The sequence below is a fragment of the Minwuia sp. IMCC3009 genome, from assembly GCF_029909415.1.
GTDB lineage: Bacteria > Pseudomonadota > Alphaproteobacteria > Minwuiales > Minwuiaceae > Minwuia.
On sequence record NZ_CP123781.1, the window covers coordinates 3,206,496 to 3,232,462 of the forward strand.

Here is a 25,967-nt window from a genome sequence, read left to right on the forward strand (position 1 = left end):
CTTGCAGACGACCGTTCGACCGGACACGGCCAAGGGTCCGCCCGGGGCACGCACCTGGAGGTGCAGGACGGCCTAGTGCTGCGGAACACAGACCTTGCAGAAGGGGGTCTGCGGCAGCAGCGCCAGCCGTTCCGGGCTGATCCGCTCGCCACAGCCGACGCAGAGGCCGAAGCTGCCGTCCGCGAAGCGTTTCAGGGCCGCATCAATGGCCTCGATCTCCTTCAGCCCGGACAGCCCCAGGCTCTCCATCGCCTCGTCCCCTTCCCGCTGCACGGCGCGCTCCTCCGAATCCGGGTCCGCAACGGTGTCGAGTTCCTCCTCGAACCGGTGCAGCCGGTCCAGCAGTTCCGCCTTCCGAGCCAGCAGTTTCCGGCGAATGTCCTCGTGCTCGGTCATCTCTCCTGCCTCCGTCACCGCTCAGGCCAGCATCCCGGCAATCTGATCCTTCAGATGCAGCCGCTCCTTGCGCATCCGTTCCTCGTTGAACTGGTCCGTCGGCTCGATATTGGTCTCGGCGCGGTGAATGTCGCGGTTCACGGTGTGGTAGCGTTCCGCCAGCTTCCGGAAATGCGCGTCCGTCTCGTTCAGATCATGGATCTTCTGCACCTTGTCCGGAAACTCCTCGGCCAGTTCGTGCGGTGTATGGGACATGGGGTCTCCTCCATTGGACCGGTCGGGCAGCGATGGTGTGCCCGTGCGAAATCCTAGGTGGATCGGGGGCAGCGGCCTTGATCTCGGTCAAGTGACGCGGATCGACTTCCGTGACGCGGCGGAGACCGCGACCCTCGTCGCTCTGCCCCGGGAGAGCGCCTGACACGGCAAGGGGGGTCTCCCCGAACCCGACCGTCGGCACCTTGTGGTTGCCGGGCCGAATGCGCATATCAGCAGGAAGGAACGGACACCCCGGCGTACCGACCCGGCTCCTCCGCGCCCTTCCGCCGCTAATGCCTCCAGCCATCCGGCTGGCCCGGCCTCCGGCACACAGAAGAAGTCATTGAAATGTCCAAGGGCAACAAGACGCGTGGCAACAAGGAAACGAAGAAGCCGAAGCAGGAAAAGCCGAAGGTCTACGCCACCGCCAACTCCAACGCCGCCAAACCCCTGATCTCCCCCGGCAAGCAGGGGAAATAGCTGAAATGCCGGACCAGCGCGGTGATGAGCCGCGCTGGTGTGGGGACGGCCCACACCGTGACCAGCCTGGACGCCGCACACATCATCAAACGTCAGGAAGAAGTGGTAGCGGGAGAGGGACTTGAACCCCCGACACGCGGATTATGATTCCGCTGCTCTAACCAGCTGAGCTACCCCGCCACGACGGCGCGGATACTGGTCAGGGCGGGGCGGGTTGTCAAGCGGGGGATTGGGGGTTTTCGGGACTTTGTGGGGCCGTGTTGAAACAGGGCCCCGGGGCGCCGTTTCGGGGCCTCCTGAGACGCCGCTGTCGCGGGCTTGCCCGCCGTTGCTGCACGGTCGCTGGTGTCAGAGGCATTCCTGGAAGCGGACGGGCTGGCCGATCTTCGGGCCGGTCAGGGCGCCGTCGCGCATCACGATGTGGCCGCGCACCAGGGTCATGACGGGCCAGCCGGTGACGGACTTGCCGTCGAAGGGGGTCCAGCCGGAGATGTTGGCCATCTGCGCGTGGGTGATGGTCTCCGTCCGTTTCAGGTCCACCAGGGTGTAGTCGGCGTCATAGCCCTGGGCCAGCCGCCCCTTCCCCGCCATGCCGAAGACCCGTGACGGGCCGGCGCTGGTCAGGTCCATGAATCGGGTGAGGCTGAGTCGTCCGGCGTTGACGTGGTCCAGCATGATCGGCACCAGCGTCTGCACGCCCGGCATGCCGGAGGGGCTGGCGGGATAGGGCTTCGCCTTTTCCTCCCGCGTGTGGGGGGCATGGTCGGAGCCGATGACATCCACCACGCCCTGCGCCAGCCCGCGCCAGAGACCGGCACGGTGGGCGGCATCGCGGATCGGCGGGTTCATCTGCGCCAGGGTGCCGAGGGCGGGATAGGCTTCCTCCCCCGCCAGGGTCAGATGCTGCGGCGTCGCCTCCACCGTCGCGATGTCCTTGTGGGCCGCGAGCAGCACCATCTCCTCCGCCGTGGTGACATGCAGCACATGGATGCGCCGGCCGGCCTGCCGCGCCAGGGCGAGCAGGCGGGTGGTGGCGCGGATGGCACTTTCGGCATCGCGCCAGACCGGATGGCTGGAGGGATCGCCGGTGACGCGCAGCCCCTCGCGTTCGTTCATGCGCGGCTCATCCTCGCAATGTACCGCGACACGGCGGCGACCGCTCTTCAGGACGGCCAGCACGGAGGGATCATCGGGCACCAGCAGGTTGCCGGTGGAGGCGCCCATGAAGATCTTCACCCCGGCCACACCGGGCAGCAGCTCCAGGTCCGCCAGTTCCGGGGTGTTCTCCGCGGCGGCGCCGACATAGAACGCATGATCGACAGCGGCGCGGCCCTTCGCCCGGTCCAGCTTGTCCTGGATCGCCTCGGGGGTGGTGGTGGAGGGCTTGGTGTTCGGCATTTCGAAGATCGCCGTGACGCCCCCCAGCGCCGCACCGGCCATCCCGGCCTCCAGGTTTTCCTTGTGCTCCGCCCCAGGTTCCCGGAAATGCACCTGGCTGTCGATGACACCGGGCAGCACATGCAGCCCGGTGGCGTCGATCACCTCCCCCGCGTCCGCCTGACCCAGGTCACCGATGAAGGCCGTGCGCCCGTCCCGGACACCCACGTCCGTCCGGCCGATGCCGTCATGGTTGACGACAGTGCCGCCGCGGATGATCAGGTCATAGGTCTCGGGCATCGGGCTGTGGTCTCCGGTTCCGGTGTCAGGGTGAGGGATTCAGGGTGCGGGTCAGCGTGACATGAAGGGGGCGGCGACCAGCACCTGATTGCGCTGGGCGGTGATGTAACCGGCCTCCCGCGAGGCCTTCAGGAACGCGCCCCACTCCGGGTCGGCCTGCATGGCGGCACGCTTCGTTTCGCGGTCGGCGTGGCTGTCATAGGCCCAGACATGGACATAGGTGTTCAGTTCGCCCACTTCCGGCGCGCCGTACATCACCGGCTCCCCCAGATGCCTCTTCTGCACCGCCATGCCGTGCTCCATCCAGAGCTTCATCTGCAGCGGAACGGTGCCGGGCAGGCAGGTATAGGTGCGCATGTCGTAGATCATCAGGTCTCTCCCCCATTGTGGCAGGCTGGCCCCGGCTCCGGGCCGGGGCCTTTTTCGCACTATGGAGCCAATCGGCAGTCAGGGAAACCGTTCAGAACCCCGCATGGCTGCGCGTCGCCGCACCCGGTCCGATGTCGGCGGATTCGGCCGTGTCGGTTCCCACCGCCGGAGCCTGGAGCCGGAGCACGATGATGCCGAGGATCGCGGAACTGACGGAGCCGAGCAGCACACCCAGCCGGACCGCATCCATCTGCGCCGCATCGTCGAAGGCCAGCGACCCGATGAACAGGCTCATGGTGAAACCGATACCGGTCAGGCAGGCAACACCGTAGATGTGCAGCCAGTTCACCCCCTGCGGCAACCCGCCGACCCCGGTCTTCACCAGCACCCAGATGAAGCTGAAGACGCCCACCTGCTTGCCGATGAACAGACCCAGCGCGATGCCGAGCGGCAGGGGTGCCAGCAGATCGGAGAAGGAGATTCCCTGCAGCGAGACACCTGCGTTGGCAAAGGCGAACAGCGGCAGGACGAGGAAGGAAACCCAGGGTTTCAGTCCGTGCTCCATCTCCAGCAGCGGGCCGTGGCTGCCTTCCGGCGCGGAATTCGGCGCACGCATCGGAATGGTCAGGGCGATCATCACACCGGCCAGGGTCGCATGGACGCCGGACTTCAGCACCGCCACCCAGATCACCAGGCCGATCAGCAGATAGGGTGCCGTCCGCGTGACACCGATCCGGTTCAGCCCCAGAAGCAGCGCGAACCCGACAAGACCGATCAGCAGCGATACGATCGACAGGTCCGCCGTATAGAACAGGGCGATGATGACGATGGCGGCCAGGTCATCGATGATCGCGATGGCCAGCAACAGGATCTTCAGCGCCACCGGCACCCGCGACCCCAGCAGCGCCAGGATACCGAGCGCGAAGGCAATGTCGGTCGCCGCCGGGATGGCCCAGCCGTCCAGGTTCGCCGGCACACCCTGGTTGATCAGCACGAACACCATTGCCGGGATCGTGATGCCGCCAATCGCCGCCACCACGGGCAGTATCGCGCGGTCGAGGCGCGAGAGCTCGCCCTCCAGCACCTCGCGCTTGATCTCCAGCCCGACGAGGAAGAAGAAGATCGCCATCAGGCCGTCATTGACCCATAGCAGCAACGGCTTGGCGATCTGCAAAGCGCCGACCTGCACCTCGATCGGGACGGCCAGGAAGGCGGTATAGAGCGGCGACAGGGGCGAATTGTTGACGATCAGCGCCAGCAATGCCGCCAGCATCAACGTGATCCCGGGCGCGGCCTCCTGCCCCGCAAAACGTTCGATCCGTGCCCAGGCAGCCTGTGCCATGCCGCTTTCCCTCCTCAAACTGAAATCCTGCGTCCGTACGGCGCGATCCCTCCTCCAGATGCTTGATATTCATGATCTATCCAATTGATTGCCCCCTGCTATGTGATAGGTTTTCTCTATGAAGATGATCATCCTCGAAAGACTGCCTAACTAGAGGTGCGGAGACGCAGGTCACAGGGAAGGAAACCGACATGCCCAGCCTGAGGCAGCTCGAATATCTCGTCGCCCTGTCGGAAACACGTCACTTCCGCAAGGCTGCGGAGAAGACCGGTGTCAGCCAGCCGACGTTGAGCGCGCAGATCAGCACGCTTGAACAGCGGCTGGGTGTGTCGCTGGTGGAGCGTGGGCGCAACGCCATCCTGCTGACCGATGCAGGCCGCCGGATCGAGCAGATCGCGCGCCAGATGCTGCGCCAGGCACAGGAGATCCGAGATATCGCCACGACCTCGCAGGGACGGATGGGAGGAACGGTGCGACTGGGTCTGGCCCCCACCATCGGGCCCTATCTGCTGCCCCGGCTGCTGCCGGAACTCCATGCGGAACACCCCGCGTTCAAGATGCACGTGCGGGAGAACAAGCCTGAGGCACTGGCACCGGCACTGGTTGACGGTTCGCACGACGTCATCCTTGCCCCGCTGCCGTTGCGGGGTCACGAGATCGATACCCGGCCCCTGTTCCGTGAACCGCTTTTCGTGGTGGTGGCCGAAGATCACCCGCTGGCAGACAGACCGGTCCTGGACCGCAACGACCTGCAGGGCCAGGACGTGCTGGCGCTGGAAAGCGGGCATCAGCTGCATGAACAGGTCGAACAGCTCTGCGCCGAGTTCGGCGCACGATTGCGGTTCGACTTCGAGGGCACGAGCCTCGATACCCTGCGCCAGATGGTGGCCCTGGGCATGGGCATCTCCTTCCTGCCGGGTGTCTATGTCCAGACAGTACTGACCTCGGCCAGTGGCGTCGTCGCCCGCCCCCTGTCCGGCCGGGGCCTGTTTCGCACCATCGGCATGGGGTGGCGACGCACCTCCCCCCGGACCGCGGACTTCGGAATGCTTGGCGATCTGGTCCAGGCGACCGTGGCCCGCGACTTCCCGGGGTTCCCGCGTCTCTGAACGCGCACGGCCCTGCGGCGCGCACCTGTCATCGTCCGTGGTGCCTTGCTTCGCGCCGGGCGGAGGTGCCGGTCAACCGCCCGACCAGGCTCACCCGGATCAGCCCGCCATTTACTTGTCGGCAGGCATGTACGATGAATGACGCGAGATCAGGGGAGGTACTGAAATGATCGATTTCGCACTGACGGACGAGCAGCAGGAACTGCAGGATCGCGTGACCCGCTTCGTGGCGGAGAAGGTGATCCCGTTCGAGAAGGACAGCAGGCGTGGATCGCATGGACCGTCGGAGGACCTGCGTGACGAGCTGGTGGCTCTGGCAAAGGCGGAGGGGCTGCTGAGTTCACATGTCTCGACCGAGTGGGGCGGCATGGGGGCGGACCACCGCACAAAGGCGGTGATCTTCGAGGCGGCGGGCTATTCCATGCTCGGTCCCGTGGCGCTGAACATCGCCGCGCCGGATGAAGGCAACATGCACCTGCTGGATCACGTGGGGACGGAGGCGCAGAAGCAGCAGTACCTGAAGCCGCTGGCGGACGGTTCGGCACGCTCCATCTTCCTGATGACGGAGCCGTCACCCGGTGCCGGTTCCGACCCTTCGGCCATGCAGACGATCGCGCGGCCGGACGGCAACGGCTGGCGCATCTCCGGCCGCAAATGGCTGATCACGGGGGCGGAGGGCGCCTCGGTCGGCATCGTCATGGCCAATACGGTCGACGAGAAGGGCGAGAACATCGGTGCCTCGATGTTCATGACACCGCTGCCGAACCCGGCGGTGAAGATCGTGCGGGTGCTGGACACGATGGATTCCAGCTTCACCGGCGGCCATGCGGAGGTCGATATCGACGACCTGCGTGTCGATGGCGACGCGGTGCTGGGGGAGATCGGCAAGGGCTTCCGCTATGCGCAGGTCCGCCTGGCCCCGGCGCGTCTGACCCACTGCATGCGCTGGCTGGGTGCCGCGCGACGGGCGCACGATATCGCCACCGGCTATGCCCGTGAGCGCATGGCCTTCGGCAAGCCGCTGATCGATCACGAGGGCGTGGGCTTCCAGCTTGCCGACAACGAGATGGATATCCTGCAGTCGCGGCTGACCATCTGGCACACCGCCTGGGTGCTGGACCAGGGCGAACGCGGCGGACGCGAAAGCTCCATGGCCAAGGTCATCTGCTCGGAAGCCATCTATCGCACCGTCGACCGGTCATTGCAGGTTCTGGGCGGTCTCGGCCTGACGCGGGATACGGAAGTGGAGCGCATCTTCCGCGATGTCCGCGCCTTCCGCGTCTATGACGGCCCGTCGGAAGTGCATCGCTGGTCACTGGCCAAGCAGCTGAAACGCGGCTGATGATGCGCTAGTCGCTGACCCGGCCGCCGCACTTCCCCTCCCGATCACCCACGCAAGTATCCTGAAACGGGTGGTCGGGAGGAGGAGAGCGCGGCACGGTTGGCAGCAAGCCCCCTGCTAGTGCGTCTCGTCCTGGGCTTCCTTGAGGGCCCTGTTGTGGGCCTCCAGCAGGTCCCTGAAGTAGACGACACCGACAAGTTCCCTGTCGTCCGGGTTACGCACCACGGGCAGGAACCGGAATGACGTGCCCCGGAACGCCTTCAGGGCATCGTCGAGCGGCATGTCCTGATGCAGCACCACGGTCGTCGGGGTCGAGATATCGACCGCGCGACAGATGTCGTTCAGATGCGGATCCAGCAGCGCGTACTTGATGTCGTTGGGTTGCAGGCAGCCAAGCAGGAACCCCTTCTCATCGACCAGGAAGTGAGCCAGCGCCTCACTCTCCCGGTACATCTCCCTCAACTGGGAAAACGTGGTTTCAGGCGTGATCGCCAGGTAGTCACTGGCCGCGACGCGCCGCACGGTCTGCGCATGCATCAGCACCTCGTCCGCCTGCACCAGATCCACCGCCCGGCGGGCAAGCTGCCAGTGGAAGAAACTGATGTAGCGGTACTGCCGCGATACCACGGTGGCCAGCACGACGCCCACCATCAGTGCAATGGTGACCCGGTAGTCACCCGTCAGCTCGAACACGATCAGGGTGGTGGAAATCGGTGCGCCCAGGATCGCCGCGGCGACGGCCCCCATGCCGACCATCGCGTAAAGACCGTGTTCCGCCGCCAGCTCCGGAAAAATGCGGGCCGCGATCAGTCCGAACGCGCCACCGGTCATGGCACCGATGAACAGCGCAGGCGAGAAGACACCGCCACCGAACCCGCCCGCGATGGTGATCGACGTGGCCGCCATCTTGGCCGCAACCAGCAGGATCAGCAGCGACAGCGGGTAGAGCTGCTTCAGGGCATTGTCCGTCGCCTCGTACCCCACGCCCAGCACCTCCGGGTAGAGCAGGGCGATGGCACCGACGGCCAGACCGGCGATGGGCGGACGCCAGAACACCGGGATCTTCAGCACATCCTCGATCACGTCCCGCGTGAACCCGACCGACCAGAAGAAGATCAGGGCCATGATCCCGCAGACAATCCCCAGCAGCATGAAGGCCGGAAATTCCCAGAAACTGAGGATGTCGTATTGCGGGATCAGGAAGGCCGGGAAGTCACCGATGTGGATGCGGGTCACCACAGTGCCGATGACGGAGGCCACGACGACCGGGGCCAGCGCCCGCAGCGCATAGTGCCCCAGCACGACCTCATGCGCGAAGATGACACCGGCGATGGGCGCATTGAAGGACGCCGCCACGCCCGTTGCCACCCCGCAGGCCAGAAGGGTATGGCCGTCCAGCCGGTCCATCTTCAGCAACTTGCCGACGGAGCCCGATATGGCGCCGCCCAGATGCACCAGCGGTCCCTCCCGCCCCGTGGAGGCGCCGGCACCGAGGGAGATCACGCTGGCGAACGCGGCCCCGAGACCGGTGCGGAGTGACATACGTCCTTCGTTGTAGACCCCGGCCTCGATCACATCCGGCACGCCCTGCGGCCGTCCGCCAGGCATGAGGTAACGCAGGAACAGGGCCAGGATGACGCCGCCCACCGCCGGAGCCAGAACCACGTGCCACCATGGCAGGGCCTGCACAGTGGCGACCAGATATTCCGATGTTTCGCCGAAGAAGAGGAACTGCGTGCCGCTGAGCGCGAGACGGAACAGGATCGCGGCATACCCGACCGCCAGCCCGACGATCACGGCAATGCCGATCAGATAGAACTGATGCCGTGGAACGAAATCACGGAAGGGGCGAAAGTCGCGGAACGAGTTGCGGAAAAGGGGACCAAGCATCAGTCCCGGTCCGGCGCAGAAGAGGTCATGTCGCCGGTCCCTGCATCAGGACTTGCGACGGATACGCATGCCCAGACCGGCCTGTTCCGGCCAGGCAAGATCCTTCTGCGTTTCGGCCAGACGGGCCACGGCCTGCTGAACTTCGGCGGGCATCTCTGCCGACCGGCGGGTGCCGAGGTCCACATGCAGGCACATCTGTTCGGAGGTGGCGGAAAGGAACCCCTCCGTCGCGTGATACATGCGGAAGAAGGCATGAATCCGCTTCGCGTCATGGTCCAGCAACTGCACGTCGTAGCGCAGCGGCGCCCCCTCCAGCACCTCGCCCATGTAGTGGACGTGGGTCTCCAGGGTGAAGAAGGACTTGTTGGTCTCGCGCACATAGTCGACGCCGATGCCCAGATGATCGAACAGGGCGTCGGTCGCCTTGACGAAGGCAACATTGTAGTAGCCGACGTTCATGTGGCCGTTGTAGTCGATCCAGTCGCTCAGAACGGTGGCATCGAGGATATGCAAGGGTTCGGAATTGCTCATGTTTCGATCCTACCGCGAACGCGGCGGCAGGCAAGCGCCGTTGACGGCATGGCACATGATCTCCAACTATGAATGCGGCAGGGACATCACACTGACCCGCGATGCCCTGGACAGACACGCCGCATCACCTGGCGAGCGAAGGACGCATCGACATGAACGGCCTGCAACGTTCGGCTCTCCGCCTGCCCGACGGCAGTGAATGTACCGTCCTGAAGACCAATGACGGCTCCGGGCGTCCCCTGCTTTACATCCACGGGATCAGCGGGCTGGAGGCGGACCGGAGCCTGCTGTCGGAACTGTCGTCCGCATTTGCCGTTCTTGCCCCGGTCCTGGACGGATTCCGGGCAATCGGCGATGTCCCGCTGATCCAGCGCAAGGTGATCGAACTGCTTTCGGCGTCGGACCTCAGGTCGCCGATGCTGGCAGGTCATGCCGCAGGCGCGGCGGTGGCCGCCGAACTGGCCGCCACCATGCCCGGCACCTTCAGTCACCTCTTCCTGCTGTCCCCGATCGGGCTGGATGCGGAACAGCGTCCCGTCTCAGGTGAAGGTGTCGGCAACCGGCTGGGGCATATCGACTGCCGCACGACGCTTGTCTGGGGCAAGCAGGACGCGGAGGTCAGCATGGAATCGATCCTGGAACTCGCCCGGGTGATCCCGTCTGCCGGGGTTGCGACCGTGCCCCGGGGCACCGGCGACATGGTCACCACCCTGCCCGCAAAGGTCGCCCGCGCGATGCTGAACGGATTGCGCGTTCTCGCCTAGATCAGCCGCGGGACGGCATCACGTCCAGCCGCACCACCATGCCCTTCTGCCCCTGCGGCGAAGGATAGCGGTCGAACACCTTCGGGTCATGGCCGGGGACGATGCAGTCGGGGTCATCGGCCAGACGGCGCATGGTGCGGAAGGCATCCAGCATCTCCCCCTGATTCCAGACGATGACGAAGGGGCGGTCCGCCTCCATGTTCTCGTAGTAGTGGCTGGCGTCGGAGGCGAGGACGATCCAGCCGACCTGGGTCCAGACCCGGACCACCTGCAGGCCCTGTGTATGGCCGCCGACATGATGGACCGACAGGCCGGGTTCCAGTTCGGCCTCTCCGTCATGGAACTCGACCCGTCCCTGAAACACGTGGTGGACCAGATCGGCGATATGGTCGGCGGTATAGGCATGGCTGATGGCGGGGCGGGTCATCTGGCGTCCGGTGGCATAGGACATCTCGCTGTCCTGCAGATGAAACCGGGCCTTCGGGAAATGTGCATGCCCGCCGATGTGGTCGTAGTGCAGATGGGTGATGATGACGTCCTCGACGTCATGGCTCTCGATGCCGATCAGGGCCAGTCCCTCCCGCACCGTGCGGACCAGGCGCCGGTTGCGCCGCTCCGCATCCAGCACGTCGAAGCCGGTATCGACCACCCAGACCTTGCCATCGCGTACCAGCGCCCAGATGAAATAGTCCATGTCCATCGGCGCATCATGCGGGTCGCCCCCGATGAAGTGATCGCCGCGGCGTGCCTCCCGCTCGGCATACTTGATGGCATAGACCTCGAATGGCGCAGCATTGGTCATCGGATTCTCCCCCGGTCTTCAGTCCCCGTTCCTGCAACCCTCATCGTCACCAGACGTCCGGCCCTTGCAAGCCCTTTGACCTTCCCCTATCGCTGAGCCAACCTGAATTCCCCTGAGGAGGATGTGAAAACATGGGCGCTCTCGACGGTCTTCGGATCATTGACCTGACGCGGGTCCTGGGTGGGCCGTACTGCGCCCAGATCCTGGCGGATCACGGTGCCGATGTGGTCAAGCTGGAACCCCCGCAGGGGGACGAGGTCCGCGACTGGGGACCGCCGTTCCAGGACGGTCTTTCGGCCTATTTCTCCGGCGTCAACCGCAACAAGCGCAGCCTCGGTCTCGACCTGTCGCAGGCTGAAGGCCGCGAGGTGCTGATGACGCTGCTGGAAGGCGCGGACGTGCTGATGGAGAACTTCAAGCCCGGCACGCTGGAGAAATGGGGCATCGGCTACGAGGACGTGCTGTCGAAGCGCTTCCCGAAGCTGGTGCACTGCCGTATCTCCGGTTTCGGTGCCGATGGCCCGTTCGGTGGCCTGCCGGGCTATGACGCCGCGATCCAGGCCTGGACCGGCCTGATCTCGGTCAATGGCGCGCCCGAGAGCGGCGCGGTCCGCCTGGGCATTCCGCTCGTGGACCTCGGCACCGGTCTCTATTCCGCCATCGGTATCCTCGCGGCGCTGCAGGAACGCGCCCGCTCCGGCAAGGGCCAGTATGTCGATGTCAGCCTGTTCGACTGTGGTGTGGCGATGCAGCATCCGCACGCCCCGAACTTCTTCCAGTCCGGCAATGCGCCGAAGCTGACCGGCAACGCACATCCCAATATCTATCCCTATGACCTGTTCCGCACGAAGGGCGCGGACCTGTTCCTGGCGGTGGGCAATGACCGCCAGTTCCAGCGCCTGATGGAGATCCTTGGCAGACCCGAGGTCGCGAAGGATGCGCGGTTCCTGCACAATCCCGACCGCAGCGTGAACCGCGCGGAACTGGACGCGATCCTGGAACCGCTGTGCGCCGAATGGGACGGGCTGGAACTGGCAACGAAGCTGCTTTCCAGCGGTGTGCCCGCCGGTGCCGCCCTGACGGTGCCGGAGGTTGCTGCGCATCCGCATACGCTGGCGCGGGAGATGGTGGTGTCGAAGGGCAACTACCGGGGCACCGGCATCCCCGTGAAACTCTCTCGCACGCCAGGCTCGGTGCGCTCGACACCACCAGACTTCGGTGTCGACGGGCGCGCCATCCTGCGGGAGGCCGGCCTGGACGAGGATGCGATCGACAAGCTCTACGCCGCCGGCATCACGCTGGAAGAGCGGCGGACCTGAAACCCGACGGGGGAGACACGATGGACAAGGATCTGTTCGAAACCGGGCTCGATATCCGGAAGTCAGTGGTGGGTGCGGAATATGTCGACCGTGCCATGGCCGCCGCCGACGCCTTCAACCAGGACTTCCAGAACATGGTGACGGAATACTGCTGGGGCGGGGCCTGGGGCCGCGAGGGGCTGAGCCGCCGGGACCGCAGCCTGCTCAATCTCGCCATGCTGTCGGCCCTGAACCGGCCGCAGGAGTTCAAGCTGCATTTCAAGGGCGCGCTGAAGAATGGCGCAAGCCTGGTGGAGATCCGCGAGGTGCTGCTTCAGGTCGCGGTCTATTGCGGCATCCCGGCGGGCGTCGAGGCGTTTCGGCTGGCCCGGCAGGTAATGGAGGAAGAAGGCATCGACCCGAACGAGGAGATGAAATCCGAATGACCGACCAGAAGCCGATGACCGTGCCCGGAATCAAGGCCCGGAAAGGCGGCACACCGATTGTCTCGCTGACCGCCTATGACTATCCGACGGCCAGTGCCATCGACGACCTTGTCGATTTCATGCTTGTCGGCGACAGCCTCGGCATGGTGGTTCACGGGCTGCCGACCACGCAGGGCGTCACCATGGAGATGATGATCATGCATGGCCAGGCCGTGACGCGCGGTGCGAAGCGGGCGCTGGTGGTGGTGGACATGCCCTTCGGATCCTTCGAGGAAAGTCCGGAGATGGCCTGCCGCAACGCGGTGCGCATGATGAAGGAAACCGGTTGCTCCGCCGTGAAGCTGGAGGGCGGGCAGGAAATGGCCGAGACCATCCGGTTCCTTACCGAACGAGGGATCCCTGTGCTGGCCCACGTCGGCCTGATGCCGCAGAAGGTCGCGATGATGGGCGGCTTCCGCACACAGGGCCGCAAGTCGGAGATGGCGCTGAAGGTCATGGCGGACGCGCAGGCCGTCGATGATGCCGGTGCCTTCGCCATGGTGATCGAGGGAACGATCGAGCCACTGGCGCGGGAGATCACCGAAACCGTTGCCATTCCCACCATCGGCATCGGGGCCTCGCCCGCCTGCGACGGTCAGATTCTGGTGGTGAACGACCTGATCGGACTGGCCAGCGACTACATGCCGAAGTTCGTCAAGCGCTACGCCGAAGCCTCCGACACCATCCGCACGGCTGTCAGCGCCTACGCCGACGAAGTCCGCGCCCGCACCTTCCCCGGACCCGAACATTGTTTCGGCATGCCGAAGGACAAGTGACCCGTCAGCGCGAAACCGGCGCGTAGGGGGCCGGGTCGATGGCCGGGCGCTGGCCGTCGATCAGGTGGGCGAGCAGGTCGGCGGAACCGGCGGCCATGGTCCAGCCGAGCGAACCGTGGCCGGTGTTGAGATACAGGCCTTCCATGTCGCTCGCCCCGATCAGCGGAATGCCGCTGGGTGTCATGGGCCGCAGGCCGGACCAGACAGTGGCGCGGCTGCGGTCACCCGCCTCCGGGAACAGTCCGAACAGGTCATCAAGGACATTGCTGGCCCGATGCGGATCGATGGCCCGATCGTGCCCGATGATGTCCGCCTTGCCCGCGACCCGCAGGTTGTCGCCCAGCCGACTGACCACGAAGCGATTGCCCTGATCGGTGATGCTGACCCGTGGTGCACGATTGGAGCCCGCCACCGGCACGGTGGCTGAATAGCCTTTCACCGGATAGATCGGCAGGGCCACGCCGAGGCCGCGCATCAGATCCACCGACGCCAGACCCAGCGCCACCACCACCCGCTCGGCGCGGATCTCGTCCCGGTCCGTCTCGACCCCCGTGACATGATCGCAGAATGAGGTGATGGACCTGACACGCTCCCCATAGCGGAACCGGACGCCTGCCGCGGCGGCAACATGGGCCAGTTCGATGGCGAACTGATGCGCATCGCCGGTTTCATCAGTGGGTGCCAGAATGCCCGCCCCGACGCGTCCGCTCGCCACCGCATCGGCCAGCGCCGGTTCCAGTGCGGCGCACCCGTCCGGGTCGAGCACCTGCAGCGGCACATCATGGTCCTGCATCACATGGCCGATATGGGCCAGTTCCGCCCGCGCCTTCTCCGGTCTGTCGTAGACACGCAGGATGCCCCGCTTTTCGCGGTGGTAGGCCAGCTCATGGTTCTCGTTCAGCGCCTGCAGGCAGTGGCGGCTGTGCTCCGCCAGCCGGACCATGGCCGGCGCATTCGCCTGCCAGCGACCGTCGGTACAGTTCCGCACGAACTGGCCCAGCCAGGCCCATTGCCGCGGGTCGGCCCGCAGGTTCAGCCGGAACGGCGCATTGGCACTTGCCATCCAGCGCAGCGCCAGGCGCAGCGACCCCGGCGAAGCCCAGGGCACGGCCTCCGAGGGGCTGATCTGCGCACCATTGGCAAAGCTGGTCCCGTTCGCCGGTCCCGCCTCCGCATCGACCACGGTCACCTCGTGACCACGGGATGCCAGGGCATGGGCCGTCGTCACACCAATGATTCCTGCGCCGAGCACGACGATCCGCAAGGCTTCGTCTCCTGTCACCTGTGACCGGGTTCCGCGACGGCTTGCCGGGGCCCGCCGTCTGGTCCAACATCCGCCGCATGAAAGTCATATACAGTCCGAAACAGGAACTGCACGCGCCGGAGTCATTCATCTCCAGCGGACGTGTCCTCCCCAGTCCCGAATGTCCAGAACGGGCCGACCGGCTTTTTGCCGCAGTCCGCAGCGCGGGACACGAGATCACCGCACCCGATCCGGCACCGGATAGCGCCATTGCCGCCATTCACAGCATCGACTACCTGCGATTCCTGGCCACCGCGCACGAGCGCTGGCAGGCCCTGCCCAACCCCTCGCCGTCGGTCATTCCCAACATGCATCCGGGGCGGCACATGGATCACTATCCGGCGCATGTCATCGGACAGGCCGGCTGGCACATGGCCGACACGGCCTGCCCCATCGGTGCGGGAACCTGGGAGGCGGCGCGGGCCGCCGCGGACTGCGCGGTAACCGCAGCCGCTGACGTCCTCAGCAACGGATCGCCGGCCTATGCGCTCTGCCGCCCGCCGGGACACCATGCCTATCACGACCAGGCTGGCGGTTTCTGCTTCCTGAACAATGTCGCCATCGCCGCCGACTGGGTGCGGGCACAGGGCCATCGCGCGGCGATCCTGGACATCGATGTTCACCACGGCAACGGCACGCAGGGCATCTTCTATCACCGCAAGGACATCTATTTCGTCTCCATTCATGCGGATCCGAGCAACTTCTATCCCTTCTTCGCGGGCTACGCGGGGGAGCGTGGTGCGGGCGAAGGGCTGGGGTTCAACCTGAACCTGCCCCAGGCGCCGGGCACCGGCGATGAAGGCTGGCTGCAGGCCATCGACCATGCCCTGACCGAGCTGCAGCGCAACGGCACCGAGGTCCTGCTGCTGTCGCTTGGCCTGGACCCGCAGGAGAATGATCCGCTTGGCGTCCTGAAGATCACGACCGAAGGCTTCCGACGCGCAGGTGCCGCCATCTCTGCCTTCCCCGGTCCGGTGGCGATCATTCAGGAAGGTGGCTACCTCTGCGAGGAACTGGGCGCCAATCTTGCCGCCTTCCTGGACGGTTTCGAGAACGGCTGAGGGGCGGGGGCTGTCTGAATGGCCCCGGCCAGACCTACGGGGATTTGTCTGCTGACCCCGGCCAGCCCTCTCCCCCTCCCGACCACCCACGCGAGTATCCTGATGGGTGGTCGGGAGGGGGAGAGGGCTGGCCGGGGTGCACAAACAGGCACGACCGAGACCTACTCGAACGGAATGCGCCAGTCCTGCATCGGGCACTTTTCCTGCTCAGCGCGATAGGCGCTGCGGGTGTCCAGCTCACCATTCCGGCGCGTGGCTTCCTGGTCGACCCGCCTTCGGGCATCGCCGACCAGCACGTTGATGGCCTGCCGGAAGCGCTCAACGGCCACCTGAATGGTTTCTGCCGGGATGGACTGGCGCATGGACGGCACGCGCATGTCGTTCTCCAGTTCGGCGAGCAGGTTCTCCGCCGCCTCCCGAAAGACATCGACGTGCTTCTGCTCGTGCGCCAGGGTGACGCGATAGGGGCAACTGTCAGGGTCCAGTTCGCGGGCCACGAAGATCCTGACGGGGCCGGCCACGATATTGACCACCAGGCGTGACAGGGCATAGCAGCCCCGGTCTGCCGCGAGTTCCGACACCACCAGGTTTGTCCGCACGTGCAGTGACGACTCCGTGGAGCCGAGTTTCCGCCGGTTCGCGCCCGGAAAACTCTGGCCACGCCGCTGCGACGCAGGCAGCGCTGCGGACGCCTGATCCTGGATCAGCTCCGGCTCCAGCCATTCGATGCTGGCCTGGAAATCCGCAACCTCGGCAACCGGACAATTGGCGGCATGACCGACACCTGTCATCAGCAGCAGGGCCAGAAGGACTGAAGCAATTCTCGACATGGCCGCAGCATCCCAGCAGGTCAGCCGGCGCGCAACCGGTTCCCGTGCCGCTGTCGCGGATTGACCGCGTCGCAGTGACCGCTATCTCGTGACACGGACAACATGGAGCGGACGCATGGCGAAGGAAATCGAGTTCTGGTTCGATTTCTCATCCCCCTATGCCTATCTGGCGTCGGAGCGGATCGAGAATTTGGCCGCGAAGCACGGGCGCAGCGTCGCGTGGCGTCCCTTCCTGCTGGGCATCGCCTTCCGCGCGGAGGGTACCAAGCCCCTGACCCACTATGATGCCAAGGGGCGCTATTCCACGCATGATTTCGCGCGCTCGGCGCGGCTCTGGAACATCCCCTTCTCGCTGCCCGATCCCTTTCCGGCGGCGGCACAGGACGCTTCGCGGCTGTTCATCTGGCTGGACCGGCACCGGCCACAGCAGGCCGTGCCGTTCCTCCACGCCATCTATCGCGCCTATTTCGTCGAAAACCGGTTCATCGGTGACAGGGCGGTCGTGCTGCAGGTGGCAGGTGAAACCGGCATCGACACGGATCAGGCCGCGCGGGCAATCGCCGATCAGGGCATCAAGGACCGACTGCGGGAGCTGACCCGGGAAGCCGTCGGCGACAAGGGAGTCTTCGGCGCCCCGACCATGATCGTTGACGGTGAGCTGTTCTGGGGTGCGGACCGGATCGAGATGCTGGACCAGTGGATGACCCGCGACGGCTGGTGAAGCTCAGTCGCTGTCGGCCAGACCAAGGCGCGCATGCCAGTCAGCTATGGACTCATCGGGATAGCGCCCATGCTGGCGATCCGTCGGATCGGGGCGGAACATCACCCAGTCCGGCCGGAAGTCCGTCATCAGGTGCGTATGCTCCGGCGGGACAGGCAAGGGCGTGTCGATCGCACTGGCCAGCGGGTGAATCAGGTCCGGCCAGCGGCTGTCGAACAGCCAGAGGTGGCAGCCACAGGTTCCGCAGAATCTCCGTTCCGCATTGCTCTGCGACACGGTCCCGTCGTCGCCCTCCATGCGCGCATGGTAGCTGCGAAGCTGGTCCGCCCCCTGGAGGATCTCGAGACTCGCCGCCTCCGCACCAATGTTGATCGCCGAACCACCGGCGCCACCGGTCTTGCGGCAGATGCCGCAGTAACAGACGTTGAAGGGGTAGGGATGCGGGCAGAGCACCCGAAACCGAACCGCCTGGCAATGGCATGATCCCTCAAGCAACATTTTCCGGTTTCTCCTCCATAATGTCCGGAGGCAGACATGCAGCCCGACCATCGTCGACTGCGGACCGGTCCTGCCCCCCGCGGGACCGTATCCATCATGGCGGTTTCGTACAATTGCCGCGCGCAGCGGCACCGACCGGACTTCAGTCGTTCTGCTTCTTGCCGAGACCGCTCTTCCGGGCAAATTCGGAGCGCTGGCGCGAATAGGACTGAGCGACCATGGGGTAGTCGGGCGGAAGGAGCCATTTGGCCCTGTACTGTTCGGGCGTCAGTCCGTAAGCCGCTTGCAGATGCCGCTTGAGAGTCTTGAGCTTCCGTCCATCTTCCAGGCAGATCAGATACTGGTCCCTGACGGACTGTTCTATCGGCACAGCCGGCTCCTGATCCTGCGGATCCGGCGCAACGCCGCCGCTCTTGATCCCGGTAAGTGCAGCCTGCGTGTCGCCGATCAGGGAAACCAGTCCGTCGACACCGATTTCATTTCTTGCAACGTAGGCGGTCACGATCTGAACAGTCATGTTCAGGATCCGCGCAAGTGAACCGTCTTCATCTTCACTGCTCACCCGCATCCTCCCAAGATACCGTACTGATGCCCTGTCCGAATTTCAGACAATTGCATTAAGTCCTTGCTTTCAAACAATATGCTGATCGGACGAAGCCGGAATTGCAACCAAAAACAGCAATCGGTCCCCCGTCACCATCAAGGGTGGAAGAGTTGAATTCCGCAGGTGATCGGAGCGTATCCACGCCGCCAAGACAACAGGCCGATGCGCTGACGGTCACCGCCGGGGGGATAGATAACAGGTCGGCTAAGTGGGCGACAGTGCAGGTCTCGACGCCTCCGCGATGACTGAACGCACAGCGGCTGGCCGCGCCTCTGTTGCGACTGAACCGTCGCCCGGAGTCGCCCTTAACGGAAAGCCATGTCGAGACCGCGCCATACCCACGCATTCGATGCATGGCCAATGGGCGCACCGCAGCGGCAATTCTCCGGCACCCGGCGACCCGGTGACCGGGCGTAAATCACGCAGATGCGATTTGCCGAATCGGTCATGCATGCATGGAGCGCGACGCACCTGCCGCGCGACCGGCTGAAACCCATCAGAAGGCAACAGGCCCCGACCCCTTTCCGGCTGCTTCATCTTCGTTTCATGCACGCATTAGCTGCCTGTCGGGCACCAGGTGCCCGAAACCCGGCCGTACTGTCAGCCGGACACGGGTGCCAGGATGCTCCGGTCAGCCCCCGGTGATCAGTCGAAGCCGACGAATGTGGCAACCTCGGAGACCGGGCGCCGGACCGACTTCACCTTGTTGGCTGCAAAATCCTCATCCGGATAGCCCATCGCGACACAGGTCATGATCACCTGATCCTCCGGGATCCGCGCGTGTTCGCGAACCACCGCCGACTGCATGATGCCCTGCCCGTTGATGACGGCGCCCAGACCCCTGGTCCAGGCGGCCAGAACAAGACCGTAGGTCACGGCGCCCAGATCGAAATGCGCGATCGTCGCGCCAGGGTCGAGGTCCTTGTCATAGGTCACGACAATCGAGACCGGCGCATCGAACTGGCGGAAACCACGCATGACCCAGTCCTGGCGGCGTTCCTTGTCATAGCGTTCGATTCCCATCGCCTCGAAGAGCTGCACGGCGATGTCGATCTGCCGCTGGCGGTGCACGCCCTCGTACTCTCCATGGGTCGGGATCTCGCGCTGCGGCTTGATACCGGCCAGCATCCGTTCGCTGTTGCCCTGCCGGATCCTGTCCAGCGGTTCCCCCGTCACGACATGCAGGTGCCAGGGCTGGGTATTCATGGAGGACGGCGCCCCGGTCGCCAGCTCGATGATTTCCTCGATCAGCGCCTGCGGTACCGGATCAGGCTTGTAGCCACGGATACTGCGGCGCGCGCGCACCAGTTCGTCAAATTCCATCGTCTCTCCCCCATCGGTCTGCCGTGCGGACCAGAGCCGCATCCTGCACCCAGATACCATGGACCGCGTCGGCAGGGGGGCAGAAAACCGGGGCACCCGGACTGCGCTGCACGCAGGTTGGGACAATGCACTTCTCTCTCGGCAAACGAACAGGCAACCCGGTCGGGATCCGGGATCGCGCCGGCAAATGGATCGCGACAGCTTTCGCCGCGGTACGTACGAGTTCCATCTCCTCGGAAACCGCGACCACGTTCACCCTGGCAAGGAAAACCACAGACGGGCATCAAGGTGCGCGACGGGGGAGCCCCTCGGAGGTCATTTCAGCGAAGAAGGAGAAATGGTGGAGCCAGGCGGAATCGAACCGCCGACCTCTTGAATGCCATTCAAGCGCTCTCCCAACTGAGCTATGGCCCCACCGCTTTCGTGGCGAGCTCCGCAAAGCGGCCCGCGACGGAGGCGGAAACTAGGCAAAGCCGATGCGGATTGCAAGCGCTCAATACGGCCCGGGGCCAACAGGCGAACCGGCAGTCAGTCTGCGGCCGCCGATGCACTTTCCGCGCACCGCGAAAGACCCCGCAACGTCAGCCAGCCCAGCGCCAGTATGGGGGCGAAACCCGCGAACACCCAGAAGCCGACCACACCGGTATCCGCCGCATCGATGCCGTCCGCATAACCTGCCAGATTGGCGAACAGACCGGCAAGCGCGGCACCGAGACCGTAGCCGATCATCTGTGTCGTCGGCACGGCGGCAGAAGCCCGTTCGCGATCACCCTCCAGCGCCGAGGCGATGACGCGGCGCAGCACAAAGGCCCATGCAGCGCCAAAGCCTGCACCGAGGCAGAAGGTGAACGGCAGCACGCTCCAGATCGACCCCTGCGGCAGGGCCATCGCCAATCCCAGCACACCGATGGTCATCAGCGCCGCACCGGCCCGGATCACGATCATCCCGTGGCGCTGGGACAGTCCTGAAACCGCGAGCGCCGCAATCGTCCAGGCCACGGACTCGGAAGCCACCAGATAGCCACCGACCAGGGGCGAGACCCCGAACCGCATCTGCGCCAGCAGCGGACCGTAGAGCGTGAAGGAGATGGTGCCGGTGGAGAAGAACAGGACGAAGAGGATCCCGCCACCGACAGGCGACCCGATCGCCAGGGTGTTGCGCGGGAACAGGCGGACGACAGCCCCCCGGTCCAGCCGGAAGAAGGTCACGAGTATCATGACGCCGAGCAGGATCAGGCCGACCGAGGCCACGCCTGCTGCCAGCGTTCCCGCCGTGGCGATCGAGACGATGGCCAGCAGCAGCAGCAACAGGCGTGTCCAGGGTACCGCGGCCGCCGCGCCTGAAGATGCACGCCCCCTGGGAGGCCGGTCGCTGCGCAGCAGGAAAAGGGCGAGCAGGACCAGCAGGATGGCCTGAACCGCGAAGGCAACGAAGCCCATGCGCCAGAGACCGGCGTTGGCGAAGATGCCCCCGATCAGGGGTCCGCAGAAGGCGGATGCCCCCCATATCGCGGAGATCAGCGCCATGACCACGGGCAGCAGACGGTCCGGAAACAGCCGGTCCGTGGCAACGAAGACAATGGCGACCAGTGCGCCACCGCCCAGCCCCTGCCCCAGCCGACCGATCAGGATCACCGCCATGTCGGGTGCGACGGCACTCGCCAGGCACCCGAGCGCGAACAGGCTGGCGGAACCGCACATGGCCAGACGCAGGCCAATGCGAACCGCCAGCAGGCCGGTGGCTGCACCCGCGACAACGGAGCCGATCTCGTAGAGCGCCAGTGTCCAGCCCATCCAGGGTGCGCCACCAACCTCGATCACAGCGCTGGGCATCAGGGTCGCAACCATCAATGCGTCCGCCGCGTGCAGCCAGACACCGAGACAGAGCACGACGAAGCGCGGCAGGTGCCCGCCCTGCAGCAATTCCTGCCAGGGAGCATGGGGCGTCTGGCGCGGTTCTGGTGTCGGGACGGTCATGGCCTCGCCAATCTGGCGCAGCGGACGCATGGCGACAAGCTGGCGGGGCCGTGAAGCCCGTCTCGACGGCGCGGTATCGCGGTGCAGCACGAATTGGCAATCATTGGTGCGCCTCTGTCGAAGCATTGACGGCCAGCATGCCCTTAAGCTTTCGTGCACAAACTCATGAACGTATGGAGAGCACCTTGGCCTATCGCATTTCCGTGGATACCGGAGGAACTTTCACCGACGTGGTCGTGACCGACGCTCAGGGCCAGATGACCATCGGCAAGGCGCTGACGACCAGGGACCGGATATCCGTCGGCATGAAGGAGGCAATCTCCGCAGCCGCAGGCGAACTGGGGATCTCCTTTGGTGAACTGCTGGCCCAGGCCGATCTGCTGATCTATGGCACCACGCGGGCGACCAACGCCATTGTCACCAAGACGGTGGCCAAGACCGCCTTTGTCACCACGGAAGGGTTCCCCGACATCCTGCTGCTGAAGGAAGGCGGCAAGTTCAATCCGCATGACTTCACGGAGGAATTTCCCGACCCCTACATCCCGCGCCGCCACACGTTCGAGATTTCGGAGCGCATCGGCGCGCAGGGTCAGGTGACGATCCCGTTCAACGAGGCACAGGCCCGCGCCACGCTGGAAACCATCCGGGACCGGGGCTTCGAGGCGATTGCCGTCTGCCTGATCTGGTCCATCGCCAACCCGGAGCACGAGCTTGCCATCGGTGCGATGATCCAGGAGATCATGCCCGACGTGCCGTTCACGCTGTCACATGAACTGATCCCCATCGTCCGCGAGTATCGCCGCGCGTCCGCCACTGCCATCGATGCGTCCCTGAAGCCGCTGATGCAGTCGCACCTGCGCGGGCTGGAGCAGGACATGCGCGAGGCAGGTTATGCGGGCGAGATCCTGGTCAGCACCACGGCGGGCGGCTGCAACCATGTCGAGGCACTGGTGCAGAAGCCGATCTACACCATCGGCTCCGGCCCGGCGATGGCCCCGATCGCGGGCCTCACCTTCTCCCAGGCCGAGGCGATGGGCGACAATGTGATCATCTGCGACACGGGCGGCACCACCTTCGACGTCGGGCTGGTGCGCGACGGTCGCCTGACCTTCAGCCGCGATACCTGGCTGGGTGGTCTCTACACGGGCGACCTGCTGGGTATTTCCTCGGTCGACATGCGCTCCATCGGTGCGGGCGGCGGCTCCATCGCCTGGGTCGACGAAGGCGGGCTGATGCGGGTCGGCCCGCAGTCGGCAGGCGCCGACCCGGGCCCCGCCTGCTACGGCAACGGCGGCGAGGACCCGACGGTGTCCGATGCGGCCGTGGTGCTCGGATACTTCGATCCGGATTACTTCCTGGGTGGTCGCATGACGCTGGACGTGGAGGCCGCACGCCGCGCGGTGGCGCGGGTGGCGGAACAGGCCGGCTACACGGTCGAGGAAACGGCCTTCCGCATCATGGGCCTGGCCAGTGACCTGATGATGCGTGCCATCAGCGACATCACCATCAACGAAGGCTTCAACCCCCGTGAGAGCACCATCGTCGCGGGCGGCGGCGCGGCAGGGGTCAACATCATGACCATTGCCAGCGAACTTGGCTGCAACCGGGTGATCCTGCCGAAGGTCGCCTCGGCCCTGTCAGCGGCGGGCATGCAGTTCGCCGACATCGTGGCAGAGGAAGCGACGAGCCTTGTCACCCTGTCGAACCGCTTCGACATGGCAGCGGTCAACGCGACGCTGGAGGAACTGGAAGAACGGCTGGAGACGTTCCGGCACACCCTGCCCGGCGGCGGCGACCGCTACCGGCTGGAGTATGTGGCCGAAGCCCGCTATCTGGCACAGGTCTGGGAACTGGATACCCCGATCGGCGCGTCGCGGTTCCACTCCCAGCAGGATCTCGACAATTTCGTCGAGGCCTTCCACCAGGTACATGAGCGGGTCTTCGCCGTGCGTGACGAAGGCAGCCCTGTGGAAGTCGTGACCTGGAAGGTCCGGCTGGTCGTGCAGATCTCGGAACCGCCGGTCATCGCCGGGGCCATCGACAGCACCTCGGAGGCCGGCAAGCCCACCGTCAGCCGCCAGTGCTATTTCGGGGACGCCACCCCGGTGACCACCCCGATCTACAAGGCATCGGACATCGAACCCGGTAACCGCATCGACGGCCCGGCGATCATCGAGGAGCCGACGACCACACTTGTCGTCTATCCTGGCATGTCCGCAACCGTCAGCGCGGCTGGCAATTATCGTCTCGACGTGGCCTGAAAGGAGTCCCTCCCATGACTGAAGCCAAGAACGAGAAATTCGATTCCTACATGACCGCGATCATCGCCAACCGCGTTGACGGCATCATCCGGGAAATGACCAACACCCTGCTGCGTGCCGCGCGATCCGCCGTGATCAACAGCGCGCGGGACTTCAGCTGTTCCATCTGCACCGGTGACAACAAGTTGCTGGCTGCGGCGGAGGGCCTGCCGATCCACATCTTCGGCAGCCACATGCAGTCCAAGGCCATGACCGACTTCAACGACGACATCCGCGAAGGCGACTGCTACCTGCACAATGACCCCTATTCGGGCAACACCCACGCCGCCGACCATACCTTCCTGGTGCCGGTGTTCTTCGAGGGAGAGCACATGTTCACCGCGGTGGCCAAGGCGCACCAGGCGGACATCGGCAATTCCCTGCCGACCACCTACATGGCCAGTGCCAAGGACCAGTACGAGGAAGGTGCCCTGATCTTCCCGGCGGTGCGCATCCAGCGTGACTACAAGAACATCGATGATGTGGTGCGCATGTGCCGTTCCCGCATCCGGGTGCCAGGTCAGTGGTACGGCGATTATCTGGCCGGCATCGGTTCCGCCCGGATCGGCGAACGGCGCCTGAAGGAGCTTTGCGAGAAATACGGCAAGGACACCATCAAGGCCTTCATCCGCGACTGGTTCGACTATTCGGAGGAGCGCATGGCCCAGGCCATCGCCAAGCTGCCGAAATCGACCCTGAAGAATTCCGGCGCGCATGACCCCTATGGCGACCTGCTGCCGGAAGGCATTCCGCTGAATGTGGAGGTGCGGGTCGACCCGGATGAGCAGATGATCGATGTCGATCTGACCGACAATATCGACAATGTGGATTGCGGCCTGAACGAGAGTGAGGCCTGTGCCTCTGCCTCGACCATCGCCGGTGTGTTCAATTCGCTGGACCCGACAGTGCCGCGCAATTCGGGCTCCTTCCGCCGTATCCGCCTGCACCTGAAGGAAGGTGCCATCGCCGGTCGGCCGAAGTTCCCGCACAGCTGTTCGGTGTCCACCACCAATGTCGCCGACCGCCTGATCAATATCGTCCAGTCCGCCTTCGCGGAGATCGGCGATGGCTGGGGTCTGGCTGAAGGCGGCGTCGGCATGGGCGCGGGCTTCGCCGTGGTGTCGGGCAAGGACGACCGCTCCGACGCCGAGCCCTACGTGAACCAGCTGATCATCGCCAGTTCCGGTGGCCCCGCGGGCCCGAACGCGGACGGCTGGATCACCTATGGTCTTCCGGTCGTGGCCGGGCTGATGTATCGCGACTCGGTGGAGATCGACGAACTGAAGCATCCGCTGCAGTTCCAGTATCTGCGCATCGTCACCGGCAGTGGCGGCGCCGGGCGGCGGCGCGGCGCACCGGCCATGGAACTTTCCTACGGCCCGACGGAACTGCCGATGGATGTGCTCTGGCCCTGTGACGGCACCATCTACGCACCGAAGGGTGTCCGGGGCGGGGACGCCGGCTCGGCCTGCCAGCACTTCAAGGTCAGCGCCAACGGGCTGGAAGAGGAACTGCCCAGCATCGTCGAGGTCCAGTTGAAGAAGGGCGAGCGGGTGCGCGGCAATCACTCCGGCGGTGGCGGCTACGGCAGCCCGCTCGACCGCGATCCGCGCAAGGTCCTGAAGGATGTGCTGGAACGCTATGAAACCCCCGACCGGGCCCGCGACATCTATGGTGTCGTGCTGACCGGGTCAGGCGACGACGAGACCCTGGCACTCGACCTTGCCGCCACCGAGAAGCTGCGCGCGGAACGCGCCGCCGCGTGACCGGAACCCGGCCTGTCCGGGTCTGAAGAAAGCCCCTTCCTCCCCTTCAGGGGGGAAGGGGACACCCC

25 protein-coding genes and 2 tRNA genes are annotated in these 25,967 nt (G+C 65.2%); 11 read left to right on the forward strand and 16 right to left on the reverse strand.

Annotated elements, in window-relative coordinates; genetic code table 11:
• Positions 1-72 precede the first annotated feature (72 nt).
• Positions 73-396 carry a TraR/DksA C4-type zinc finger protein gene (locus QGV55_RS14955; protein WP_281015981.1) on the reverse strand — a complete coding sequence of 108 codons (324 nt, stop codon included), beginning with the start codon at positions 394-396 and terminating at the stop codon, positions 73-75.
• 21 nt (positions 397-417) lie between these two features.
• Positions 418-651: a DUF465 domain-containing protein gene (locus QGV55_RS14960; protein ID WP_281015980.1), complete on the reverse strand. Its 234-nt coding sequence runs from the start codon at positions 649-651 to the stop codon at positions 418-420.
• A gap of 348 nt (positions 652-999) precedes the next feature.
• Here QGV55_RS14960 and QGV55_RS14965 point away from each other — a divergent pair, with 348 nt between their 5' ends.
• Complete coding sequence (locus QGV55_RS14965; protein ID WP_281015979.1) at positions 1,000-1,131, forward strand: hypothetical protein; 132 nt, start codon at positions 1,000-1,002, stop codon at positions 1,129-1,131.
• A gap of 103 nt (positions 1,132-1,234) precedes the next feature.
• On the opposite strand, the gene QGV55_RS14970 is transcribed toward QGV55_RS14965, so the two are convergent.
• The 4 genes from QGV55_RS14970 to nhaA form a co-directional block, all read right to left on the reverse strand.
• A tRNA-Met gene (locus tag QGV55_RS14970) sits at positions 1,235-1,311 on the reverse strand.
• A 168-nt stretch (positions 1,312-1,479) separates the two neighbouring features.
• Positions 1,480-2,808 carry a dihydroorotase gene (locus QGV55_RS14975; RefSeq protein ID WP_281015966.1) on the reverse strand — a complete coding sequence of 443 codons (1,329 nt, stop codon included), beginning with the start codon at positions 2,806-2,808 and terminating at the stop codon, positions 1,480-1,482.
• 51 nt (positions 2,809-2,859) lie between these two features.
• Entirely contained in the window at positions 2,860-3,177 is a 318-nt protein-coding gene (locus tag QGV55_RS14980) for an NIPSNAP family protein (RefSeq protein WP_281015965.1), read from the reverse strand.
• A 91-nt stretch (positions 3,178-3,268) separates the two neighbouring features.
• Entirely contained in the window at positions 3,269-4,519 is a 1,251-nt protein-coding gene (nhaA, locus tag QGV55_RS14985; protein ID WP_281015964.1) for a Na+/H+ antiporter NhaA, read from the reverse strand.
• 191 nt (positions 4,520-4,710) lie between these two features.
• Between nhaA and QGV55_RS14990 the strand changes: the two genes are divergently transcribed.
• Together QGV55_RS14990 and QGV55_RS14995 are read left to right on the forward strand one after the other, a co-directional pair.
• The gene (locus QGV55_RS14990; RefSeq protein WP_281019843.1) at positions 4,711-5,628 is read left to right on the forward strand and encodes a hydrogen peroxide-inducible genes activator; all 918 of its coding nucleotides are present in this window, start codon (positions 4,711-4,713) and stop codon (positions 5,626-5,628) included.
• Between the two features lie 169 nt (positions 5,629-5,797).
• The gene (locus QGV55_RS14995) at positions 5,798-6,970 is read left to right on the forward strand and encodes an acyl-CoA dehydrogenase family protein (RefSeq protein WP_348637686.1); all 1,173 of its coding nucleotides are present in this window, start codon (positions 5,798-5,800) and stop codon (positions 6,968-6,970) included.
• A gap of 117 nt (positions 6,971-7,087) precedes the next feature.
• Here QGV55_RS14995 and QGV55_RS15000 read toward each other — a convergent pair whose 3' ends face one another.
• Positions 7,088-8,860, reverse strand: a complete 1,773-nt coding sequence (locus QGV55_RS15000) for a chloride channel protein (protein ID WP_281019841.1) — start codon at positions 8,858-8,860, stop codon at positions 7,088-7,090.
• Between the two features lie 45 nt (positions 8,861-8,905).
• Positions 8,906-9,391 (reverse strand): thioesterase family protein, encoded by a 486-nt coding sequence (locus QGV55_RS15005; RefSeq protein WP_281019840.1) that lies wholly within the window; start codon positions 9,389-9,391, stop codon positions 8,906-8,908.
• A 152-nt stretch (positions 9,392-9,543) separates the two neighbouring features.
• Between QGV55_RS15005 and QGV55_RS15010 the strand changes: the two genes are divergently transcribed.
• A complete protein-coding gene (locus tag QGV55_RS15010) occupies positions 9,544-10,155 on the forward strand; it encodes a hypothetical protein (RefSeq protein ID WP_281019839.1) in 612 nt (203 codons plus the stop codon).
• A gap of 1 nt (position 10,156) precedes the next feature.
• Here the strand turns inward: QGV55_RS15010 and QGV55_RS15015 are convergent, their stop codons facing one another.
• Positions 10,157-10,957 (reverse strand): N-acyl homoserine lactonase family protein, encoded by an 801-nt coding sequence (locus QGV55_RS15015; RefSeq protein ID WP_281019838.1) that lies wholly within the window; start codon positions 10,955-10,957, stop codon positions 10,157-10,159.
• Between the two features lie 131 nt (positions 10,958-11,088).
• Here QGV55_RS15015 and QGV55_RS15020 point away from each other — a divergent pair, with 131 nt between their 5' ends.
• The 3 genes from QGV55_RS15020 to panB are packed head-to-tail and all read left to right on the forward strand — an operon-like array spanning position 11,089 to position 13,516.
• Positions 11,089-12,276: a CaiB/BaiF CoA-transferase family protein gene (locus tag QGV55_RS15020; RefSeq protein ID WP_281019837.1), complete on the forward strand. Its 1,188-nt coding sequence runs from the start codon at positions 11,089-11,091 to the stop codon at positions 12,274-12,276.
• Between the two features lie 20 nt (positions 12,277-12,296).
• Positions 12,297-12,701, forward strand: coding sequence for a carboxymuconolactone decarboxylase family protein (locus QGV55_RS15025; protein WP_281019836.1), 405 nt, complete (start codon positions 12,297-12,299; stop codon positions 12,699-12,701).
• A complete protein-coding gene (gene panB, locus QGV55_RS15030; RefSeq protein ID WP_281019835.1) occupies positions 12,698-13,516 on the forward strand; it encodes a 3-methyl-2-oxobutanoate hydroxymethyltransferase in 819 nt (272 codons plus the stop codon). Before QGV55_RS15025 ends, panB begins: the two co-directional genes overlap by 4 nt.
• Before the next feature lie 4 nt (positions 13,517-13,520).
• Here panB and QGV55_RS15035 read toward each other — a convergent pair whose 3' ends face one another.
• Entirely contained in the window at positions 13,521-14,798 is a 1,278-nt protein-coding gene (locus QGV55_RS15035) for a D-amino acid dehydrogenase (protein ID WP_281019834.1), read from the reverse strand.
• A gap of 59 nt (positions 14,799-14,857) precedes the next feature.
• Here QGV55_RS15035 and QGV55_RS15040 point away from each other — a divergent pair, with 59 nt between their 5' ends.
• The gene (locus QGV55_RS15040) at positions 14,858-15,880 is read left to right on the forward strand and encodes a histone deacetylase family protein (RefSeq protein ID WP_281019833.1); all 1,023 of its coding nucleotides are present in this window, start codon (positions 14,858-14,860) and stop codon (positions 15,878-15,880) included.
• Between the two features lie 161 nt (positions 15,881-16,041).
• On the opposite strand, the gene QGV55_RS15045 is transcribed toward QGV55_RS15040, so the two are convergent.
• Complete coding sequence (locus tag QGV55_RS15045) at positions 16,042-16,710, reverse strand: hypothetical protein (protein ID WP_281019832.1); 669 nt, start codon at positions 16,708-16,710, stop codon at positions 16,042-16,044.
• Positions 16,711-16,825: 115 nt separating this feature from the next.
• Here QGV55_RS15045 and QGV55_RS15050 point away from each other — a divergent pair, with 115 nt between their 5' ends.
• On the forward strand, positions 16,826-17,431 hold the full coding sequence (locus tag QGV55_RS15050) for a 2-hydroxychromene-2-carboxylate isomerase (RefSeq protein WP_281019831.1): 606 nt from the start codon (positions 16,826-16,828) through the stop codon (positions 17,429-17,431).
• Positions 17,432-17,434: 3 nt separating this feature from the next.
• Here the strand turns inward: QGV55_RS15050 and QGV55_RS15055 are convergent, their stop codons facing one another.
• The 5 genes from QGV55_RS15055 to QGV55_RS15075 form a co-directional block, all read right to left on the reverse strand.
• Positions 17,435-17,929, reverse strand: a complete 495-nt coding sequence (locus QGV55_RS15055; protein ID WP_281019830.1) for a GFA family protein — start codon at positions 17,927-17,929, stop codon at positions 17,435-17,437.
• 142 nt (positions 17,930-18,071) lie between these two features.
• Positions 18,072-18,497, reverse strand: a complete 426-nt coding sequence (locus tag QGV55_RS15060) for a MucR family transcriptional regulator (RefSeq protein WP_348637647.1) — start codon at positions 18,495-18,497, stop codon at positions 18,072-18,074.
• A 681-nt stretch (positions 18,498-19,178) separates the two neighbouring features.
• The gene (locus tag QGV55_RS15065) at positions 19,179-19,856 is read right to left on the reverse strand and encodes a nitroreductase (RefSeq protein WP_281019828.1); all 678 of its coding nucleotides are present in this window, start codon (positions 19,854-19,856) and stop codon (positions 19,179-19,181) included.
• 338 nt (positions 19,857-20,194) lie between these two features.
• Positions 20,195-20,270, reverse strand: a tRNA-Ala gene (locus QGV55_RS15070).
• Between the two features lie 114 nt (positions 20,271-20,384).
• On the reverse strand, positions 20,385-21,959 hold the full coding sequence (locus QGV55_RS15075; RefSeq protein WP_281019827.1) for an MFS transporter: 1,575 nt from the start codon (positions 21,957-21,959) through the stop codon (positions 20,385-20,387).
• Between the two features lie 59 nt (positions 21,960-22,018).
• On the opposite strand from QGV55_RS15075, the gene QGV55_RS15080 reads away from it, so the two are divergent.
• Positions 22,019-24,094: a hydantoinase/oxoprolinase family protein gene (locus QGV55_RS15080; protein WP_281019826.1), complete on the forward strand. Its 2,076-nt coding sequence runs from the start codon at positions 22,019-22,021 to the stop codon at positions 24,092-24,094.
• A gap of 14 nt (positions 24,095-24,108) precedes the next feature.
• On the forward strand, positions 24,109-25,899 hold the full coding sequence (locus tag QGV55_RS15085; RefSeq protein ID WP_281019825.1) for a hydantoinase B/oxoprolinase family protein: 1,791 nt from the start codon (positions 24,109-24,111) through the stop codon (positions 25,897-25,899).
• Positions 25,900-25,967 lie beyond the last annotated feature (68 nt).